Here is a 19,539-nt window from a genome sequence, read left to right as displayed (position 1 = left end):
TAATCTAGTAAGCGTATTGCGATGCTATATTGTTTTGAGATTTTTAATATTATCGCCTGTTTATTGCTCGATTATTAAACGCGTATTCATATTGCCATGATGGTAGCCACTCATCGTTTAGTTTTATATTATTTTACTACTGTTATTACTGTTTTTAAAAAGGGATTACTATGTCGTCAATTTTACGAGGTTTTTGTCGTAACTTAGCTTGGCAGATACTTTTTGCACTAATTTTTGGTATTGTTGCGGGGGCTTTTTTGCATAAAATTGCTAATCCGGATCATGTACTCTATACCTATTATCACTTTATGGTTGTGAATATTCTTCAGCCCGCTGGTGATATCTTTATACGTCTGATCAAAATGATTGTTTTACCGATCATTCTTAGTACCTTAACCTTAGGGATTGCTGGACTCGGTGCATCTAAACGCTTAGGTACCTTAGGCTTTAAAACCATCCTTTATTTTGAAGTAATTACCACGATTGCCATTTTGCTTGGTCTTTTATTTGCGAATGTGTTTACACCGGGTGTTGGCGTTGATGCGTCAAAGTTAGGTCATGCGGATGTCACTAAATATATTGTGGCCAGTCAGGAGCTCAGTGATAAACCGCACGGTTTGATTGTGATGATTTTGGATATGATTCCGGCTAATATTTTTGAAGCGATGACCAATGGCGCTATTCTGCCGGTCATTTTCTTCTGCGTATTTTTCGGTTTAGGGCTGATTCAGCTCTCTGATGAACAGCGTCTGCCATTTACCAACTTTCTTAAAACTATCTCAGACACCATGTTCAAGGTGACCAATATCATCATGCGATATGCGCCTATTGGAGTATTTGCACTAATTACGATTACGGTGGCGAAATATGGTTTTGAGTCCTTATTACCGCTGTTAAAATTGGTCATGGTGGTTTATGTTGCGATGATTGTTTTTACTATTGTGGTATTAGGTCTGGTTTGTAAAATTTGTAAATTTAACATTTTTAAGCTGCTGCGAATTTTAAAGGAAGAACTGATTGTCGCTTTCTCAACGGCGAGTTCCGAAACTGCGTTACCAAGAATTATTGAAAAAATGGAAGCCTATGGTGCACCAAAATCGATTACTAGTTTTGTCATTCCCACCGGTTATTCATTTAATTTAGATGGTTCAACGTTATATCAGAGTATCACGGTAATTTTTCTGGCACAGCTATTTGGGATGGATCTGTCAATTGTTGATCAGATTATCATTGTGATCACCTTAATGATTGCCTCTAAAGGGATTGCAGGTATACCAGGTGCCTCAATTTTGGTTCTGTCAGCGACACTGGGCAGTGTCGGTATTCCACTAGAAGGAATTGGCTACATTATGGGTGTTGAGCGTATTTTAGATATGGGAAGAACGGCCGTTAATGTGGTCGGTAATGCACTGGCGGCGATTGTGATTGCACGTTGGGAAAATGTTTTTGATGATCAAAAAGCGCAAGCTTATGAGGCGCAATATTTAGATCAATAACCATCGATGATTCATGATCAATAAAAATGCGGGCTAAGCCCGCATTTTTTATATCATCGATTAATTTGATGATGAGTAATGACTAGCCAAGTAGTAGGGCATCATCGCTAATTTTTTCACCGCGGGTTTGTTCAAACATATTGAGTAAATCTGTTACGCCCATTTTACTGCGCTGCTCTCCAGATACATCTAATACCACTTGTCCTTGATGTAGCATAATTGTGCGCGTACCGTACTCTAGTGCTTGCTTCATGGAGTGTGTGACCATCATGGTGGTTAAATGATTTTCTGTCACAATTTGATTGGTCAATGTTAAAACAAACTCAGCCGTCTTAGGATCGAGTGCGGCAGTATGTTCATCCAGCAGTAAAATTTTTGATGGCTGCAGTGATGACATTAATAGACTTATTGCCTGGCGCTGTCCACCGGATAGTAACCCCATCATATCGTTAAGACGATTTTCTAAGCCTAAGTTAAGCGTTGCTAACTTATCTTTAAAGAGGGTTCTAACATGACTATTTAACGCTGGTTTTAATGTTCGTATTTTTCCACGACTATAAGCCAACGCCAAATTTTCTTCAATGGTCAATTTTTCACAGGTGCCGGCCATAGGGTCTTGAAACACGCGGGCAACCATATCGGCTCTTTTCCAGGTGGGCAGGCGAGTCACATCACGTTGATTGATCAGTACATAGCCTGAGTCGGCAGTCAGATCGCCACTAATCACATTGAGTAATGAACTTTTACCTGCACCATTACTGCCAATGACAGTGACAAATTCACCTTCTTGAATATTGAGGTTTAAGTTGCGTAGAACATGATTCTCAATGGGCGTACCCGGGTTAAAGGTAAGTTGCAACGCTTCTACTTTGATCATGTTGTTGCTCCTTTACGGCGTTTTAGCCACTTTTTAATCTGTTTAGGTAAGATGAGTGCCAGTGTTACCAATATGGCCGTAATCATATTAAGATCTTCTGTACCGATACCAATATTTTGTAAGGTTTCATTCCCCAAAGCGACGGCGATGAAGAAGCGATAAATGAGTGAACCAAAAATAACCGACAGGGTGATTAACCACATGCGTTTTGCCGGGAATAAGCTTTCACCGATAATGACGGCAGCTAAACCAATCACAATCGTACCAACGCCAATAGAGATATCCGCATTACCTTGGGTTTGGACAAAGATAGCACCGCCAAGCGCAATCAGTGCATTCGAAATAGCCATGCCAATAATAATAGTGCGACCAGTGGCAATCCCTTGTGATCTAGCCATGCGCGCGTTGGCGCCGGTGGCGCGAAGGGCAAGCCCTTGCTGTGTATTTAAAAAGGCATTAAGTAATAACCAACAAACAATCACAAAACCAAGTACCATTAACGGCTGGACGAAATACTGATTACTGTAGTCGCTATTGATGAAAGGTTTAAAAATCGTATCGGCATCTAATAAGGGCAAATTAGGTGAACCCGCCATTCTTGGGGTCTCATGTTTTAAGAATGGGGCGAGTCCTAAAATACGCAGATTAATTGAGTATAAGCCAATCATGACGATAATACTGGCTAGCAATTGTAAGATATTAAGTCGAACATATAACCAGGCGGTAATCATACCCGCACAGGCCCCTGCTAATGCTCCATATAGGGTCGCAAGCCAAGGATTAACCCCCATATAAAGACAGAGACCACAGACTGCACCTCCTAAAGGAAAACTACCATCGGCAGTTAAATCAGGGAAGTCGAGCATCCTAAATGAGATTAACACGCCAAGGCTGACTAGCGCATAGATAAGACCTATTTCGAGTGTTCCAAATGCGATTTCAAATGACATTACATCAAATCCATAACTTTATTGATAAAAGCAGAGCATAATATGCTTTATCACTGCTTTTGTATATATTAAATTAATCAATGATTTTGTTAGCTGAGTGCACTATTTTATCAGAGAATATAACCCCTTGACGAGCAGCAGCTGACTTATTGATAACCAGTTGCGTCACATTACCTATCTCAATTGGCATGGTGCCCGGTTTTTCACCGTTAAGGATGCGGATGACCATCTTACCTGCCTGGCGGCCAAGATCATAATAACTCATACCTAATGCAGCGACTGCGCCGCGCGGCACGACGGCGGGATCAGAGGCAATTAAAGGTATTTTACTTTCATTCGCCACTTTAGCCAGTGATTCATAGGCCGAAACCACGTTATTATCCGTTGTCGTATAAATTAAATCGACACTCCCTTTTAAACTACGGGCTGCGGCAGGAATATCGGCAGTACGTTGGGCGGGTACGGCAATGATCTTAATACCTTTGGGCGCCAGTTTCTGTTGTAACTGATTGAGTATGGTGGTTGAGTTGACTTCACCCGGACTATAGATATAACCCACTGATTTTAATGCTGGCTTAATATTTAGCATTAAATCGATCTGTTTATCTAAGGCTAAAGCATCCGAAACCCCAGTCACATTGGTGCCGCTGGCATCCCAGCTTTTGGTTAACTTAGAGGCAACCGGATCAGTCACCGCCGTAAACACGATCGGTATCGCTTTAGTTGTCGCGGCAAGTGCTTGTGCGCTTGGCGTGGCAATCGCCACAATCACATCAGGTTTACTGGCGACAAATTGTTTGGCGATTTGCGCCGCATTGGCACTACTCCCTTGGGCACTTTGATATTGAAATTTTAGATTTTCATCTTGAATATAGCCGTTTTCTTGTAGCTCTGCCAAAATACCGTCACGCACGCTATCGAGTGCCGGGTGTTCGACGATCGCCGTAACGGCAACATAGGGTATGTTTTCCGCCGCAGCGCAGAAAAAAGCGAAGGGGATAAATATCAGCATTAAAGCATGACGGCAAAAGTGATGCATAATCGGTTTTCCCTGAGAACATTGACTCATTTGAGCCAAGAATAATTCATTTTAGATTAGGTTGATTAAATCGTCCTAACTCGCGCATTTTTATTGTGATTATTTAATTATTTTTTGTGCTGATTGAAGTAATGGTTGCGATAATGTCACGCCTTGATTATCTGCCGCAACTTGATTGACCACTAACTCGGTAATGTCGCCGACTTCTGGCCCAATATTGCCCGGTAATTCACCTTTTAAAATACGAATGGCCATTCTACCGGTCTGGCGACCCAGTTCGTAGTAGCTCATACCTAAAGCCGCAACGGCGCCGCGATCAACTGCATCTGGATTCGACGCAACTAATGGAATTTTACTCTCATTAGCCACTTTGACTAATGATTCATAAGCCGAAACCACATTATTGTCTGTTGTGGTATAAATTAAATCCACTTTACCTTTTAAGCTTCTGGCTGCAGTTGGGATGTCTGAGGTGCGCTGAGCAGGTACTGAAATTAAGCGAATACCTTTGGCCGCTAATGCGGTTTCCAATTCTCTTAATATGGTGGTTGAGTTGACCTCACCAGGGCTATATACCGAACCAACCGTTTTCAGATCAGGTTTAATTTTCAGCATAAGATCAATTTGTTTATCCAAAGAGAGTGCATCTGATACGCCAGTTACATTAGTGCCATTCGCTTGCCAGCTTTTAACCAGACGCGCCGCAACGGGATCAGTTACAGCAGTAAATACAATTGGAATCGATTTTGACGTTGCAGCTAAAGCTTGTGCGCTTGGTGTAGCGATAGCCACAATCACATCCGGCTTAGCTGCGGCAAACTGTTTGGCTATCTGCGCCGCATTGGCACTGCTACCTTGAGCACTTTGAAATTGCAGTTTAAGGTTTTTACCTTGAATATATCCCTGCTCTTTTAATTCATCTTCCACACCCTGGCGAACACTATCTAAGGCCGGATGTTCGACTATTGCGGTAATTGCCACAAATTTCATGTCATCTTGTGCAAAACACAATAGCGGTGTGATGATGAATAATCCGACAGTAAGAATTTTGGTATAAATACGATTCATTTTGGTCCCTTTGTAAATCTAACATTACAATTATGTGGAGTATATTATCTCTGAATCGACCTATATGCAAATACTATACTTAAATATGGTCATAATCTGTAAGCTGTAACGTATATTGTACATTTATGGTTTTTTTATCAAATGACTATCAAATCATGAGGCTGATGCCCACTATTGGTTAATCAAAATAGGCGAAAACTGAAGTGAATATGTTGAAATTGACGAGCAATACCTCGGTTGTGGCTGAGAGTCAGTGATTGATTTAATTAAAAAGCGTATCACAGGATATAGTTTCTATATCCTGTGATACTTGAGTGATATTAACGTGGCGCTTGATTAATAACACGATCGGCGGATTGGATAAATTCGTCCGATAAGCTGAGATTTTCTAGCTTTGCAGCGTTCGGATTAACGACCAGCTCAGTACTGCTACTTATCGTTGGTGCAATATCTCCTGGTTTTTCACCTTGTAAAATACGCACAACCACTTTGCCTGTTTGGCGGCCAAAATTATAATAACCGATGGCCAGCGCAACGGCGGCACCGCGTTCAACCGAATCTGGATCGGAAGCAATTAAAGGAATTTTGCCTTCAATGGCTGTTTTAACCAAGGCTTCATAAGCCGAAACCACATTGTTATCGGTTGTCGTATAAATCAGGTCTGCTTTACCTTTTAGGCTGCGTGCCGCTGGGGCAACATCTGAGGTTTTTTGTGCCGGTACCGCTAACACTTGGATATTATGTTGGCTGAGAGCTTGCTGTAAATTGTTTAATACGGCAGTTGAGTTGATTTCGCCGGGGCTATAGACATATCCGACTGTTTTTAAATTAGGTTTTAGCTTTAACATCAAGGCAATCTGTGGGGCTAAATTAAGTGCATCAGACACACCGGTAATATTGGTTTTACTGGGATTCCAATCTTTGACTAATTTAGCGGCGACAGGATCTGTGATGCCCGCAAACACGATAGGAATAGTTTTTGTGGTGGCGGCTACGGCTTGGGCACTTGGGGTCGAAATAGGGACAATGACATCCGGTTTACTGGCCGCAAATTGTTTGGCAATTTGCGCCGCAGTTGCGCTGCTGCCTTGTGCACTTTTAAAGTCGATTATTAAATTTTGACCCATCACATAACCTTGGGCGGCGAGTTCATCAATAATCCCACGACGAATATTATCGAGTGAAGGGTGCTCAACAATCGCCGTAATGGCAACATGTTTGACTTCATCAGCCTGAGTTGTACTGCTCAATAAAACCATTAAAGCGATGACCACTGCGGACGTTTTACGGTATAACATATATATCTCTTAACTAGTACGTTGATATATTCATTGTACGCGACTTTATCAAAAAGTTAAGTAAAATTTTGCGGATGATTTCAAATGAGTACGATAGGCAGGATAAACACGGGTAGATTCTGATGCGATTTTTTTTAAAATTATGATCTGATTGAGCTTATGAAATTATTTGCCCGATAGAGAAGATAAACATGGTACGTTAAAAAACAGCACACGCGACAATCTGATGACTATCACGTGTTTCAGATCAGGATATACAGTTAAGATTATTTGGTATAAAGCTTGAGATAATGCTCAGCAAGCTGCTGTGCTTCCACTTTTTGACTATCACTGAGTAGCGCGAATACCGCTTGTTGATGCTGTTCGGCGCCGATTTCATTATTTTTTGCGGCTGTCGTATACCAGGCATAAGCTTCTACATAATTAGGTTGATCTTGATTGAGCCCGCTATAGTAAAAGTCGGCTAAATTAAATTGTGCTAATGAATTGGCTTGTTTGGCTGATTTTAAATACCAATCATGGGCTTTATCATAATCAATATCAGTACCATCACCCTCTTCATATATAATGGCTAAGTTATTTTGAGCGTCGGGATCTCCCTGTTCGGCCGCTTTGGTGTACCAGAAAATAGCTTGCGCTTTATCCTGCTTAATACCATCACCATCATCATAGCTCACTGCAAGATTAAACATCGCATCGAGATAACCATTTTCAGCCGCTTTTTGGTACCAATAAACTGCAGTTTCATGGTTAACGGCTACACCTTGTCCTGAATCATAAGCTAGTGCAAGATGATACTGCGCTTCGCTATCACCTTTTTCTGCGGCAATACGAACAAATTTAATATCACTACTTTCTATTGATTCAGCATAAACGGGAAGTGACATCGTAAAGCATATCGATAAAATAAACAGAGTCAGATATTTAAAATAATGTTTTCCCATTGCATTAATCCTTTAATTTTTTAAATATTCAAAGCGAACTGTATGTGTCTAATCAGTTTCGGTGAGGAGGGGGATTCGACTATTATCAGCGACGCTTTCCTCAATTAATCGTGATCAGTAATTATGTCGTGTAGTTTATACGCTTGTGCGTTGCTGCGCTAGTTCATTTACAGCAATAATTAGACTGAATATTGATTTTTAGCGCCAGTAGTCGATCATGGTGGATATCAATATGTCTGTTTGCTTATCACAGCGTAAAATTAAAGGTGATGTGACTATCACCTTTAATTGGCATCATTGTGATTGAGACGTTCAAGTCTTATTTTCGGAAGATTAGGGTAATAAGAACGGATTTAACCCGGTTTTAGCGAAACCGGCTTTTTCTGTCTCTTCATCTAACAGTAATGAGGCGAGATCATCAGCAATGATTTCTAGTTCAGGGTCTTGATCCTGATAGCCTATTTTTAGATAGCTCTGACAATTATCACAGCACTCGGTTTTGATCGCCGCTAACTCTTTATCCAAAGAGTAATAGTGAACACCCGAACTCTCTTCACAGTTTGTACATTTAACACGTGGTACATACCACTCACTTTCACATAAACTGCAGTGCAAATAACGAAAACTGGCTTGTCCACCCAGATGAACAATGCTGGCTGTTGGATGACTATGACAAATAGGACAAAATTGACGCGTTTCACCCAAATCAGCTTCTGCTGTTGCCGGTAATTGTGCTGCTAGCTGGGCATAGTAACAAGAAAGCGCAGACCAAATGAAGAGTGAATCCGTTTTGGGTACCTGATCAAATTCACCGTTGAGAAGATGAGTGGCGAGATCTTGTTTTTCCTGCATGGTTTTTGCTTTGAGCTCAACAATAGCTTGATCAATTTGCTTATTATGACCCAATAATCGCTCAATCAGATAATCTAAATAGGACTGCCATAGCGTATTGAGTGGAAAGTTAGTCAATGAGAGTGGCGCACATCCCTGTTTTTGGACATTGACAATCAGATCGCGTAAATCTGTCGACGGCTTAACGGGCATTGATTTAACCAGCTCATTTTGCAGCTCACTGATTTGGGTGCAAAATGCAATATAATCGGCTAATGGGGAATCTTTACCTAACTGCTTCAAGCGACTCGTTCGAGTGATATAAAGACTTTTTATATGCGGAAGAAAGAGTAGTGGGGTATGACCCACTACACTGGTTTTTTGTGCATAATTAGATTCAAGCTGTTCTTTAGGCACAATTCGAATGGTCATATCGGTTAAATTCCGTCTTTTGTATCAATTGGTTTATCTTTTTCAAGCTCTTTAGCTTCTTTAGCGTACACTTTTTCCATCTCTTCAGCATACCATTGAGAGTGGTTTTTACGCGCCCAGGCACGAGAAACATAGCCGACAATCATGCCTTTGATTGAACCTTTCACCCAAATAGCCATATAAGCATGACCAATGATGAGTAGCATTAAGGCAATCGCAGCGATAGAGTGGAACATGATCGCAATACGAACAACGGGAATCGGGAAGTAATCCGCAAAATATCGACGCCACATGATTAAACCGGTAATGACCAGAACAGAGATGAGGCTCATAATACACCAGAATAAAAATTTCTGGCCGGCATTATATTTACCGATAGGAATATCTTCTGGCTCTTTACCGGCAATCACCTTGTCGATATTTTTAAGCCAGCGAATATCATCTTTGTTAGGAATATTGTGTTTAACCAGTTTAATCAGCATAAATATCAGTAAGATAAATACGGTGAGTCCCATAAATGGATGTAATACCCGCACTAGTTGTGGTGTACCAAGAACAGATCCGAGAATATGAAGCGAAGGAAAGAATAGAGATAATCCTGATAACGCGGCAAGCAGAAAACAAATCACGATAAAAACATGGCAAAAGCGTACCGATAACGGCACGCGATAAATCATATTTTTCTTATCCATGGTGGTTCTCCTTGTCTTGTGACGATAAGGTTTTTACTTTACGATATTGCTCACGATCTTTAATCTCTTGTTCTTTTTCGTTCTCAATATCTTCTTCGTCTACTTCAATTGGACCCACAGCCATATAGTGGAACACTAAGCCGGCAAAGGTCGCCACAAAAGCAGCAGCTGAGATCGGTTTTAATGCACCTTTCCAGAAACTGACGGTCTCGCTAATTTTCGGATCTTTAGGCAGACCGTGATATAGCTCAGGTTGATCCGCATGATGTAAAACATACATGACATGCGTACCATTCACTCCTTGAGGATTATACAAACCAGCATGTTCATAGCCACGAGCATGAAGATCTGTAATACGTCTATCTGCATATTCAATCATTTCTGCTTTGGTACCGAAACGAATCGCACCGGTTGGACAAGTTTTTACACAAGCAGGTTCTTGTCCGACTGAAACGCGATCAACGCATAAAGTACATTTATAAGCGTGATTATCTTCTTTACTGACACGTGGAATATTAAACGGACATCCCGCGACGCAGTAACCACAACCAATACAGTGTTCAGATTGGAAATCAACAATACCATTAGCGTATTGTATAATCGCCCCTTCTGATGGACAGGATTTTAAACAGCCTGGATCACTACAATGCATGCAGCCATCTTTACGAATGAGCCATTCAAATCGGCCATCAATTTCAACTTCTGAAAAACGCATAACGGTCCAGGCTTCCGGGCCGAGATCTGCTGGATTATCATAAACACCGACGTTATGACCAGGTTCTGCGCGAATGTCATTCCATTCGCTACAGCCGACCTGACACGCTTTACAACCAATGCAGGTGGTCACGTCAATCAGTTTTGCTACTTCTTGCTGAAAATCTCTGGCACGTGGTGCCGGCGTTAAGCTATTAGTCGCTGACCGTCTAATAATATCTTGAGTTTGTAATGACATAATGTTGTCTCCTATTCACTACGCAGAGATTTTTTCAATATTAACTAAGAAAGATTTATACTCAGGTGTCTGCGAATTCGCGTCACCTAAGGATGGTGTTAATGCATTGATTAAAAAACCTTTCTTGATTAAACCAGTAAATCCCCATGTGATAGGAACACCGACCGTTTCTACTTCTTGACCATTGATGGTGAGCGTTGGAATTCGCTTCGTGACCACGGCTTTCGCTTTAATCGATCCTCGGTTTGAACTCACTTCAACTAAATCACCCAGCGCAATACCTTTTTGTTTGGCCAAACTTTCACTAATTTCGATAAACTGCTCTGGCTGAGCAATCACGTTAATCAGTGAATGCTGCGTCCAAAAATGGAAATGTTCAGTCAGGCTATAGGTTGTTGCGACATAAGGGAACTTATCTGCTTTACCTAATCTAGCCAAGTCTTCCGGGAAAACGCGTGTTGCCGGATTGGTCACCTGATTTGGATGGAGTGGATTAGTCCCAATGGGTGATTCAAATGGTTCATAATGTTCAGGGAAAGGCCCATCCACTAAACGATTGAGACAGAATAGCCCACCTAAACCATCATTATTCATGATAAATGCACCAGCGCCCTTACTTGGTGGTAAGGTCGCCGTAAAGTCAGGAATATCATTACCGACCCAGCTACTACCATCCCACTTAACTAAAACACGATTCGGGTCGAGTGGTTGACCATTGGCATCCGCTGAGGCGCGATTATAGAGTACGCGACGATTAAGCGGCCATGACCAAGCCCAACCTGAGTGTACGCCTTTTCCTGATGGATCACTTGGATCACGGCGAGCCATTTGGTTACCTGCTTCAGTCCAGCTACCACAGAATATCCAAATGCCACAGGCTGTTTTACCATCGGCAGTTAATTGTGCAAAACTACTTAACTGTTGGCCTTTTTTGAGGATAACATTACCCGTAGCATCGGTGAGATCTTCCAAGGCTTTACCATTATAATCTTTCGCCAACTCTTCAGCTGATGGGTCTTCAGCAATTTTGTAATCCCACACCAGATTTTGAATTGGTGCATCAAAAACGCCGCCCTCTTCTTGATACAGTTCTTTCATTCTTAAGAAGATTCGCGCAAGGATCTCAGGATCATTTAAGGCATCAAACGGGGCTTTGGCTGCTGCCCAGTGCCACTGTAGCCAGCGTGAAGAGTTGACAATCGTACCATTTTCTTCAGCAAAGCAGTTAGAGGGGAGCTTAAAGACTTCAGTTTGAATCGTACTTGGATCAACATCATTGGATTCGCCATGATTTTGCCAGAACTCAGCTGTTTCAGTCAGAAGTGGATCAATACTGACTAAGAATTTCAGTTTAGATAGCCCTTCACGGACGGTATTTTTATCTGGGAATGAGGCCAAAGGATTAAAACCTTGACAGATAAAGCCATTGGCATCACCGTCACGCATCATTTTAGCAAATTGTAAGACATCGTACGTTTTATCCCATTTTGGTAGCCAGTCAAATCTAAAGGCATTCTCTTTGGTCGCTTTATCGCCATACATTGACTTCATAAAGCTCACAAAGAATTTAGGATAATTTCCCCAGTAGTTGACTTCTGTTGGACCAAACGGTTTGGGTGTTTTTTCTGCTAAGTACTGTTCTAGTGAAATCTGCGACTCTTTCGGGAGATCAAGATAGGCTGGTAATCGGTTTGAGAGTAAACCGACATCGGTTAAACCTTGTATATTTGAGTGACCACGTAAGGCATTGATACCACCGCCCATCACACCAATATTACCCAAGATTAATTGGATCATAGCCGCTGAACGAATAATTTGCGTGCCGTAAGAGTGCTGTGTCCAACCGAGTGCATACAGAAATGTGGCAGCACGATCGTTAGTTTTGGTACTGGCTAATGAACGACAAACATGTAAAAAGTGATCGATAGAGGTACCGGTAATATTATTTACCACTTCCGGTGTATAACGTTTTACGTGCTCTTTTAATAAGTTCCAGACACAGCGTGGATGCGTAAGTGTATTATCACGCAATGCAAAACCATTTGCATCGGTTTGGTAGGTCCAGCTAGATTGGTCATATTTATGTGAATTCTCATCAAATCCGCTAAATAGCCCATCATTAAAGGTGAATTCATCTTTAATTAGTAAACTGGCGTTACTGTTTTGAATCAAGTAGTCAAAGTTGACTTCATTATGCGTAATCAGATAGTTAATCACGCCTAACAAAAATGTGATATCAGAACCTGTACGAATCGGTACATATAAATCTGATACTGATGCGGTACGTTGATAACGTGGATCGATAGCAATCAGCTCGGCGCCATTATTAACTTTGGCTTCCATTGCCCATTTAAAACCGACTGGATGGGCTTCAGCTGCATTGCCGCCCATGACGATAATAACATTGGCGTTTTTGATGTCATTCCAGTTATTGGTCATGGCGCCGCGTCCGAATGTAGCCGCTAAACTGGAAACTGAGGGCCCATGACAGACACGAGCTTGTGTTTCTAAAGAGAGCATACCGAGCGCACGGGCAATCTTAAAGGCTAACCAGCCAGTCTCATTACTGGCCGCTGAAGTGACCAACCAACCCGTTGTCGTCCAACGATTGACCGTATTACCTTGTTTATTCTTTTCTACAAAGTTTTTATCACGGTCTTCTTTCATTAACCGCGCAATACGATCAACGGCTTCATCCCAACTAATACGTTGCCATTTATCTGAACCAGGCGCACGATATTCAGGATATTTTAAGCGTGTTTCGCTTTTAATATAATCGAGGACACCCGCGCCTTTTGGACATAAAGAGCCACGGCTGACTGGATGATCGGGATCGCCTTCAACGTGAAAAATAGAAGAAACGACGTTTTTAGCCTCATCACCGCGACTATACAGTAACATACCGCAACCAACTGAACAGTAAGTACAGTTATTTCTGGTTTCTTTAGATTTAAGTAACTTGTATTCGCGAGTTTGGGCTAACGCAACATTAGGGGCTAAACCTAGTGCTGCAACAGTGGTTCCTGCCATACCACCAGCGCAGATCTTGAAGAACTGCCTACGGTTAAATAGCATAAGGACTCCTTAAAAGGCTGACATTGATTTCATTGTTTTTTATGTTCACGGGCATTACCCATAATTATTATGGGACAATAATAATCGGAATTAAGGATTAAATAAAGAATTAAGCGTAAAAAAAGTGTGAAATTTGATTTACATCAAAATATTGAAAAGCAGCGAGGCTCGGAACCTGAGCCTGCATATTATTGCTCGTAATAAGATTTTTCAGCGTCAGGGCGAGTTTTAAAACGTCGATGTAGCCACATATACTGTTCCGGGGCCATTAAGATCTCTTTCTCAATTGCTTTGTTTATAAAAGCGGCAGCGGCGGTTTCATCTTCTTTAGGGAAGCCGACTAATGCGGATTCAAAGATCATGTGATAACCATTTTTTATCCGTTTAGGAATAAAAGGAATAATCGCTGGATCTGCCATTCTGACCAAAATCGAGGTACCGATAGTCGTTGCCGCTTTTTCTACCGCAAAAAATGGGACAAAAACACTGTTTTTAGGACCATAATCATGATCAGGTGCATACCAGAGTACTTCTCCCTGTTTTAGTGCTCTAATCATTCCTTTAAGATTCTTTCTATCTAACATATATTTGTTCGATTTTAAGCGGCCTTTTATTTGGATATAGTCCATAACTGGATTGTCGTTTGGTCGGTAGACGCCAACGCCGGGATGATTTAAACCGATGATTCTGGCCCCTAACTCCAATGTTAAAAAATGGATACCGATAAAAAGTACACCCTGTTTTTTGTCTTTTGCCTGCTGGATATGTTCAATACCCGAAATGGTGGCATGGCGCCGAATGCGTCTGTCTGGCCAAAACCAGGCCATACCGGTTTCAAACACGGCAATTCCGGTGGAAATAAAATTTTCTCTTAATAATTTATCGCGTTCTGATTGGCTTAACTCAGGAAAACAGAGTTCAAGATTTCGTTTGGCAATGGTCACGCGTCGCTGCATTAATTTCATTGAGAGCAATCCCAATATTTTACCCAACCAGACAATAACTGGATATGGCAGTAGCACGAGAATATACAATACCCCCAATCCAAACCAGGTTAGCCAATAACGAGGATGTAATAGGGATAGTGAAAAAATGGCTTGTATTTCTTGATTTTTTTTCATTCAGGTCATCAATATCAGTTTTTTTACGCTGGTATAGTATTTTTCTACAGGTTGATTCAGTTAAGACTTCTTGGTAATTTTAGTCTTTTTTGAGCTATTGGGTTTTATCTTGATAAGAATAAATACGATCGAACGTCAGACGCTTACTGTTAGATCGTCAATAAGTATCATTCAATCACTTATGTTCGTCAGATAGGCATCAACCCCTTTAGCCAGTTATTATACTTATTTCAGGATTTCTATTCAATTTCTAGTTTATGCTCATTTGCTGACGTGGTAATCAGATTAAAGCTTGCTGAGAGTAATGTCGCTAACTGATTAGGGGCTAATTCTATTTCAAGCCCACGGCGCCCAGCTGAGACAAAGATCGTTTTGTGTGATAATGCACTCGCATCAATTAATGTTTTCAGGCATTTTTTTTGTCCTAATGGGCTGATGCCACCAATCAGATAACCGGTTGTTTTTTGGGCAATAACTGGGTCAGCTAAATCCACTTTTTTACAGTTAAGTGCTTGCGCGGTAAGCTTCATGCTTAACTGGGTATTAACCGGTAACACAACAACGGCCAGCTCTTTTTCATGACCATTGAGCGTAATAACCAGCGTCTTAAACACTTGGTCAGCGGTTACCTCAAGCCCAGTATTGAGCTTAGCCACCGCTTCATCACCAAAGTGAGTTTCATTAGGATCATGCTGATATTGATGAACCTTAAAATCAATCCGATGTTTCTTTAATAGATTAATCGCCGGCGTCATCAACAGGTACCTGAATGAGTTGCCAAAGTCTATAGAAGTAAGCAATCAGAAAAAAGTTAATCAGTAAGCCAATAAGCGATTCAATAATATTGATCACAATGTTCGATTGTAGAATAAAGGACGTTAAAATGTAGTTGATAAGCAGGCTGATGATGATCCAAAGCCCTAACATCGGTAAAATTAATAAATATTGTTTTTTTAATATGTGCCAACAGGTTCTGATTGCGGTAGTCGTTTTAGTCGGTTTTTCACTAATAACATAACCCAGAAAGAGCGTATAAATGGCAACAAAAAATAGCGCACCGATCATAATAATAATTGGCGCAATTGGCATAGCCAGTAATATTAATAGTGATAGGATAATGAAATAGGGGATACTCCATAAGAAAAAGAACACGATCGGTTTAAGTAGTGATAGCGCTTTTAATACTAGGCTATTAACCGAAAACTGTTGTGAATTTGATATTTGCCAGATCAGCGCTAAGGTGATGGTTGTGGTAATCAAACTGTTAATCAGTAACACCATAAACACTTGGATAAAATAACCAAACATGACCGACAATAGCTCTTGTTGTTGGCTGACGGACATTCGACTGATTGCCATTTGCAAGGCTTGCATCGAGTTATCGCCATAAATACTGCCTGAATTACCGATGATCTGTTGAATTGGTGTTAATGTCTCAATACTGGGTAAGAAAATCATCAGTAGTGTTTCAGTGATGGCCGCAACAATAACTAATACGCAAAAAATAGTCAGTATATGATTTGCCATAAAGTTTTTGCTATCCGAGAAAAGAGACGAAAAAGAGATTTTCATGACTTATCACCCTTTGTGATGGTTTAATATCGATGGGCCTGTAGCCCATCGATAATAGTTAGGACTATAGTTTATAACCGTAGCTTAGGACTGTAGAAGTGAAATATCCGCAACTTGTAGAAATAATTTTTGTAAATGACTGAGCAGTGCCAGACGGTTTGATCTTATTTCAAGATTCTCATCCATCACCATCACGTCGGTAAAAAATTGATCAACAGCTTCACGCAGTGTGGCCAGTTCAATTAAGGCTTCTTGATATTTCCCTTGAGCAAAGTAAGGTTCAAGTTTATCTCTTAACACAATAATTTGCTTGGCCAGTTCACCTTCGGCGCCACTGGCGAGTAGTGAGGCATTCACTTTTTCTGGAATATCCGCATCTGCTTTCGATAGAATATTCGCAACGCGTTTGTTTGCCGCGGCTAATGAGGATGCCGCCTCTAATGTTCTAAAGTGCGATACTGCTTTTACCCGCGCATCAAAGTCAATTGGGCGCGTTGGATTGCGTGCTAATACTGCTTGGATGACGTCAACAGTATAACTTTGTTCTTGATACCAAGCTCTAAAGCGACCTTGCATAAAGTTAACCACATCTTGCACGACTTGTTGATTAGTCAGCTTATTGCCAAATAAGGCAGTGGCTTTTTCTGCCAGCTCCACCAGATCAAGCGGTAATGATTTTTCGACAATGATACGTAACGCACCAATTGCAGCACGACGCAGGGCAAAGGGATCTTTATCCCCTTTGGGATGTTGACCGATACCAAAAATACCCACCAGTGTATCCATTTTGTCGGCAATGGCGACTGAACAGGCTTCTAACGAACCGGGTAGCTCATCGCCCGCAAAACGCGGCATATACTGTTCATTAATGGCTGTTGCGACAGTTGCATCTTCATTATCGTTTAATGCCAGATACATCCCTGTGACGCCTTGCGTTTCAGGAAACTCAAAGACAACATTCGTCATTAAGTCACATTTTGAGAGCAGACCTGCTCGTTGTGCTTTACTGATATCAGCGCCAACTTGCTCGGCAATATAACCTGATAGCGCTTCAATTCGAGTCACTTTATCTCGAATTGTCCCCAATTGTTGCTGAAAGAGGATATTTTCCAACTGGGGTAAACGTGCATCTAAACGCTGTTTTAAATCTGTTTTATAGAAAAACTCAGCATCGGCAAGTCGTGGGCGAACCACTTTTTCGTTACCACTGATAATAACTTGTGGATCTTTAGACTCTATATTGGTGACAAAAATAAAGTTAGGTAACAATTTACTGTGTTTGTCATAAACAGGAAAATATTTTTGGTCGCCTTTCATGGTATAAACCAATGCTTCTGGCGGCACATCGAGATATTTCTCTTCAAATTTGGCTGTTAGCACGACAGGCCACTCAACCAATGAGGTGACTTCCTCAAGCAGGCTTTCTGTCAAGTCCGCTTCACCATTTAGGGCTTTAGCAGCTAATTTTGCTTGTTCGCGAATGATTGATTTACGTTTTTCATAATCGGCGATCACCTTTCCTCTTTCTTCAAGGATTTGTGGATACTCGTCAGCATGATCAATGGTGAATGCTTGTTCGCCCATAAAACGATGACCATGGATAATACGGTCGGATTTTACGCCCAGAATTGTGCCATCAACCAGTTGATTACCGTATAACATGGTTAATGTATGTGTCGGTCGAACAAACTGGGTCTTTTTATCTGCCCAGCGCATTGGTTTGGGAATGGGCAGTTTGGCTAAAGCGGCATCCACCATCACAGAGAGTAGTTCAACAACTGGTTTACCCTGCTGTTTTAAGGTGTAAGACAACCATTCGCCTTTATCGGTGACGACGCGCTCTGCTTGTGCGACAGTAATGCCACAACCTTTCGCCCAACCTTCGGCCGCTTTGGTTGGGTTACCTTGTGCATCAAAGGCCTGCGCAATCGCTGGACCGCGTTTGACGGTTTCCGTATCCGGCTGAGTATCATTTAAGTTAAGTACTTTTAAGGCTAAACGTCTTGGTGATGCATACCACATAACCTGACCATGCTCGATACTATGGTTATTGAGTTGGTCAATCATATTCGCGGCAAAACTTTCGGCAAAAAGGCGCAGTGATTTAGGGGGTAGCTCTTCAGTCCCTAATTCAACTAAAAATGTTTGTTGCATTACTTATCTCCCTGATTTTTTGTGCGTTGACACATCGGGAATCCTAGTGCTTCTCGGGAAGCATAATAGGCTTCAGCGACCATTTTAGTTAGCGTTCGGATACGTAATATATAACGTTGGCGCTCTGTTACCGAGATGGCTTTCCGTGCATCAAGTAGGTTAAAACAGTGAGCGGCTTTTAAAATACGTTCATAAGCCGGTAATGGTAATGGTTTTTCTAATTCTAATAGATATTTAGCTTCTTTTTCATGCTGTTCAAAACTATAGAATAAGAAATCGATATTGGCATATTCAAAATTATAGGTTGATTGTTCAACTTCATTCTGATGAAAAACATCACCATAAGTGGTGACCAGACCCGTCGATGATTTATTCCAAACAAGATCATAGACGCTATCAACACCTTGAATGTACATCGCTAAACGTTCAAGACCATAGGTGATTTCACCCGTAACAGGATTACATTCAAGCCCACCGACTTGTTGGAAATAGGTGAATTGGGTGACTTCCATCCCATTTAGCCATACTTCCCAGCCGAGTCCCCAGGCACCGAGCGTTGGGTTTTCCCAGTTATCTTCCACAAATCGAATATCATTAATCGTTGGATCAAGACCAAGCTCTTTTAATGACCCAAGATAGAGATCTTGAATATTCTCGGGTGATGGTTTTAAAATCACCTGGAATTGATAATAGTGCTGTAAACGATTGGGATTTTCACCATAACGGCCATCAGTTGGACGGCGCGATGGCTGAACATAAGCCGCTCTAATTGGCTCTGGACCTAAAGCGCGTAAGCTGGTCATGGGATGAGAGGTACCGGCACCAACTTCCATATCAAGTGGTTGAATAATCGTACAGCCTTGATTTGCCCAGTAGTCTTGTAATGTAAGAATTAACCCTTGAAAGGTCTTAACATCGAACTTTTGCATGATGATTGTCTATTTAAATTATAGGTTATTGAAAAATAGAAAAACGATAATAATCTGCTATTCTATCCTGTTTATTAATCAGAGTGGAAGTGTTAATCTTGCAAATTAA

The 19,539-nt window shown here is 41.3% G+C and carries 16 protein-coding genes; 1 reads left to right on the top strand and 15 read right to left on the bottom strand.

Annotated features, from left to right (window positions below):
• Window positions 1–170 precede the first annotated feature (170 nt).
• Window positions 171–1,496: a glutamate/aspartate:proton symporter GltP gene (gltP, locus tag RHO15_10625; protein ID WVD63900.1), complete on the top strand. Its 1,326-nt coding sequence runs from the start codon at window positions 171–173 to the stop codon at window positions 1,494–1,496.
• 82 nt (window positions 1,497–1,578) lie between these two features.
• Here the strand turns inward: gltP and RHO15_10620 are convergent, their stop codons facing one another.
• The 15 genes from RHO15_10620 to glyQ all read right to left on the bottom strand — a co-directional run bounded on the left by RHO15_10620 (window position 1,579) and on the right by glyQ (window position 19,430).
• The gene (locus tag RHO15_10620) at window positions 1,579–2,373 is read right to left on the bottom strand and encodes an ABC transporter ATP-binding protein (GenBank protein ID WVD63899.1); all 795 of its coding nucleotides are present in this window, start codon (window positions 2,371–2,373) and stop codon (window positions 1,579–1,581) included.
• Window positions 2,370–3,323 (bottom strand): ABC transporter permease, encoded by a 954-nt coding sequence (locus RHO15_10615; protein ID WVD63898.1) that lies wholly within the window; start codon window positions 3,321–3,323, stop codon window positions 2,370–2,372. The genes RHO15_10620 and RHO15_10615 overlap by 4 nt, the downstream gene beginning before the upstream one ends.
• A gap of 73 nt (window positions 3,324–3,396) precedes the next feature.
• The gene (locus RHO15_10610; protein WVD63897.1) at window positions 3,397–4,392 is read right to left on the bottom strand and encodes an ABC transporter substrate-binding protein; all 996 of its coding nucleotides are present in this window, start codon (window positions 4,390–4,392) and stop codon (window positions 3,397–3,399) included.
• A gap of 69 nt (window positions 4,393–4,461) precedes the next feature.
• A complete protein-coding gene (locus RHO15_10605; GenBank protein WVD63896.1) occupies window positions 4,462–5,430 on the bottom strand; it encodes an ABC transporter substrate-binding protein in 969 nt (322 codons plus the stop codon).
• A 320-nt stretch (window positions 5,431–5,750) separates the two neighbouring features.
• On the bottom strand, window positions 5,751–6,728 hold the full coding sequence (locus RHO15_10600) for an ABC transporter substrate-binding protein (protein WVD63895.1): 978 nt from the start codon (window positions 6,726–6,728) through the stop codon (window positions 5,751–5,753).
• A 266-nt stretch (window positions 6,729–6,994) separates the two neighbouring features.
• Window positions 6,995–7,672 carry a tetratricopeptide repeat protein gene (locus tag RHO15_10595; protein ID WVD63894.1) on the bottom strand — a complete coding sequence of 226 codons (678 nt, stop codon included), beginning with the start codon at window positions 7,670–7,672 and terminating at the stop codon, window positions 6,995–6,997.
• 333 nt (window positions 7,673–8,005) lie between these two features.
• Window positions 8,006–8,935: a formate dehydrogenase accessory protein FdhE gene (gene fdhE, locus RHO15_10590; GenBank protein ID WVD63893.1), complete on the bottom strand. Its 930-nt coding sequence runs from the start codon at window positions 8,933–8,935 to the stop codon at window positions 8,006–8,008.
• A gap of 5 nt (window positions 8,936–8,940) precedes the next feature.
• Window positions 8,941–9,627: a formate dehydrogenase subunit gamma gene (locus RHO15_10585; GenBank protein ID WVD63892.1), complete on the bottom strand. Its 687-nt coding sequence runs from the start codon at window positions 9,625–9,627 to the stop codon at window positions 8,941–8,943.
• Window positions 9,620–10,579, bottom strand: a complete 960-nt coding sequence (fdxH, locus tag RHO15_10580; GenBank protein ID WVD63891.1) for a formate dehydrogenase subunit beta — start codon at window positions 10,577–10,579, stop codon at window positions 9,620–9,622. Before fdxH ends, RHO15_10585 begins: the two co-directional genes overlap by 8 nt.
• Before the next feature lie 18 nt (window positions 10,580–10,597).
• Entirely contained in the window at window positions 10,598–13,654 is a 3,057-nt protein-coding gene (gene fdnG / locus RHO15_10575; GenBank protein ID WVD63890.1) for a formate dehydrogenase-N subunit alpha, read from the bottom strand.
• A 188-nt stretch (window positions 13,655–13,842) separates the two neighbouring features.
• Window positions 13,843–14,775, bottom strand: a complete 933-nt coding sequence (locus RHO15_10570; protein WVD63889.1) for a Kdo(2)-lipid IV(A) acyltransferase — start codon at window positions 14,773–14,775, stop codon at window positions 13,843–13,845.
• Window positions 14,776–15,014: 239 nt separating this feature from the next.
• Window positions 15,015–15,530, bottom strand: coding sequence for a Cys-tRNA(Pro) deacylase (ybaK, locus tag RHO15_10565; protein ID WVD63888.1), 516 nt, complete (start codon window positions 15,528–15,530; stop codon window positions 15,015–15,017).
• The gene (locus tag RHO15_10560; protein WVD63887.1) at window positions 15,514–16,347 is read right to left on the bottom strand and encodes a YciC family protein; all 834 of its coding nucleotides are present in this window, start codon (window positions 16,345–16,347) and stop codon (window positions 15,514–15,516) included. The genes ybaK and RHO15_10560 overlap by 17 nt, the downstream gene beginning before the upstream one ends.
• A gap of 84 nt (window positions 16,348–16,431) precedes the next feature.
• Window positions 16,432–18,501 carry a glycine--tRNA ligase subunit beta gene (gene glyS, locus RHO15_10555; GenBank protein WVD63886.1) on the bottom strand — a complete coding sequence of 690 codons (2,070 nt, stop codon included), beginning with the start codon at window positions 18,499–18,501 and terminating at the stop codon, window positions 16,432–16,434.
• On the bottom strand, window positions 18,501–19,430 hold the full coding sequence (gene glyQ, locus RHO15_10550; GenBank protein WVD63885.1) for a glycine--tRNA ligase subunit alpha: 930 nt from the start codon (window positions 19,428–19,430) through the stop codon (window positions 18,501–18,503). The genes glyS and glyQ overlap by 1 nt, the downstream gene beginning before the upstream one ends.
• Window positions 19,431–19,539 lie beyond the last annotated feature (109 nt).

This window comes from Orbaceae bacterium lpD01, from assembly GCA_036251705.1.
Classification (GTDB): Bacteria; Pseudomonadota; Gammaproteobacteria; order Enterobacterales; family Orbaceae; genus Utexia; species Utexia brackfieldae.
Note: the sequence above shows the minus strand (reverse complement) of the source record. Positions and strands in the feature narration are given on the sequence as shown.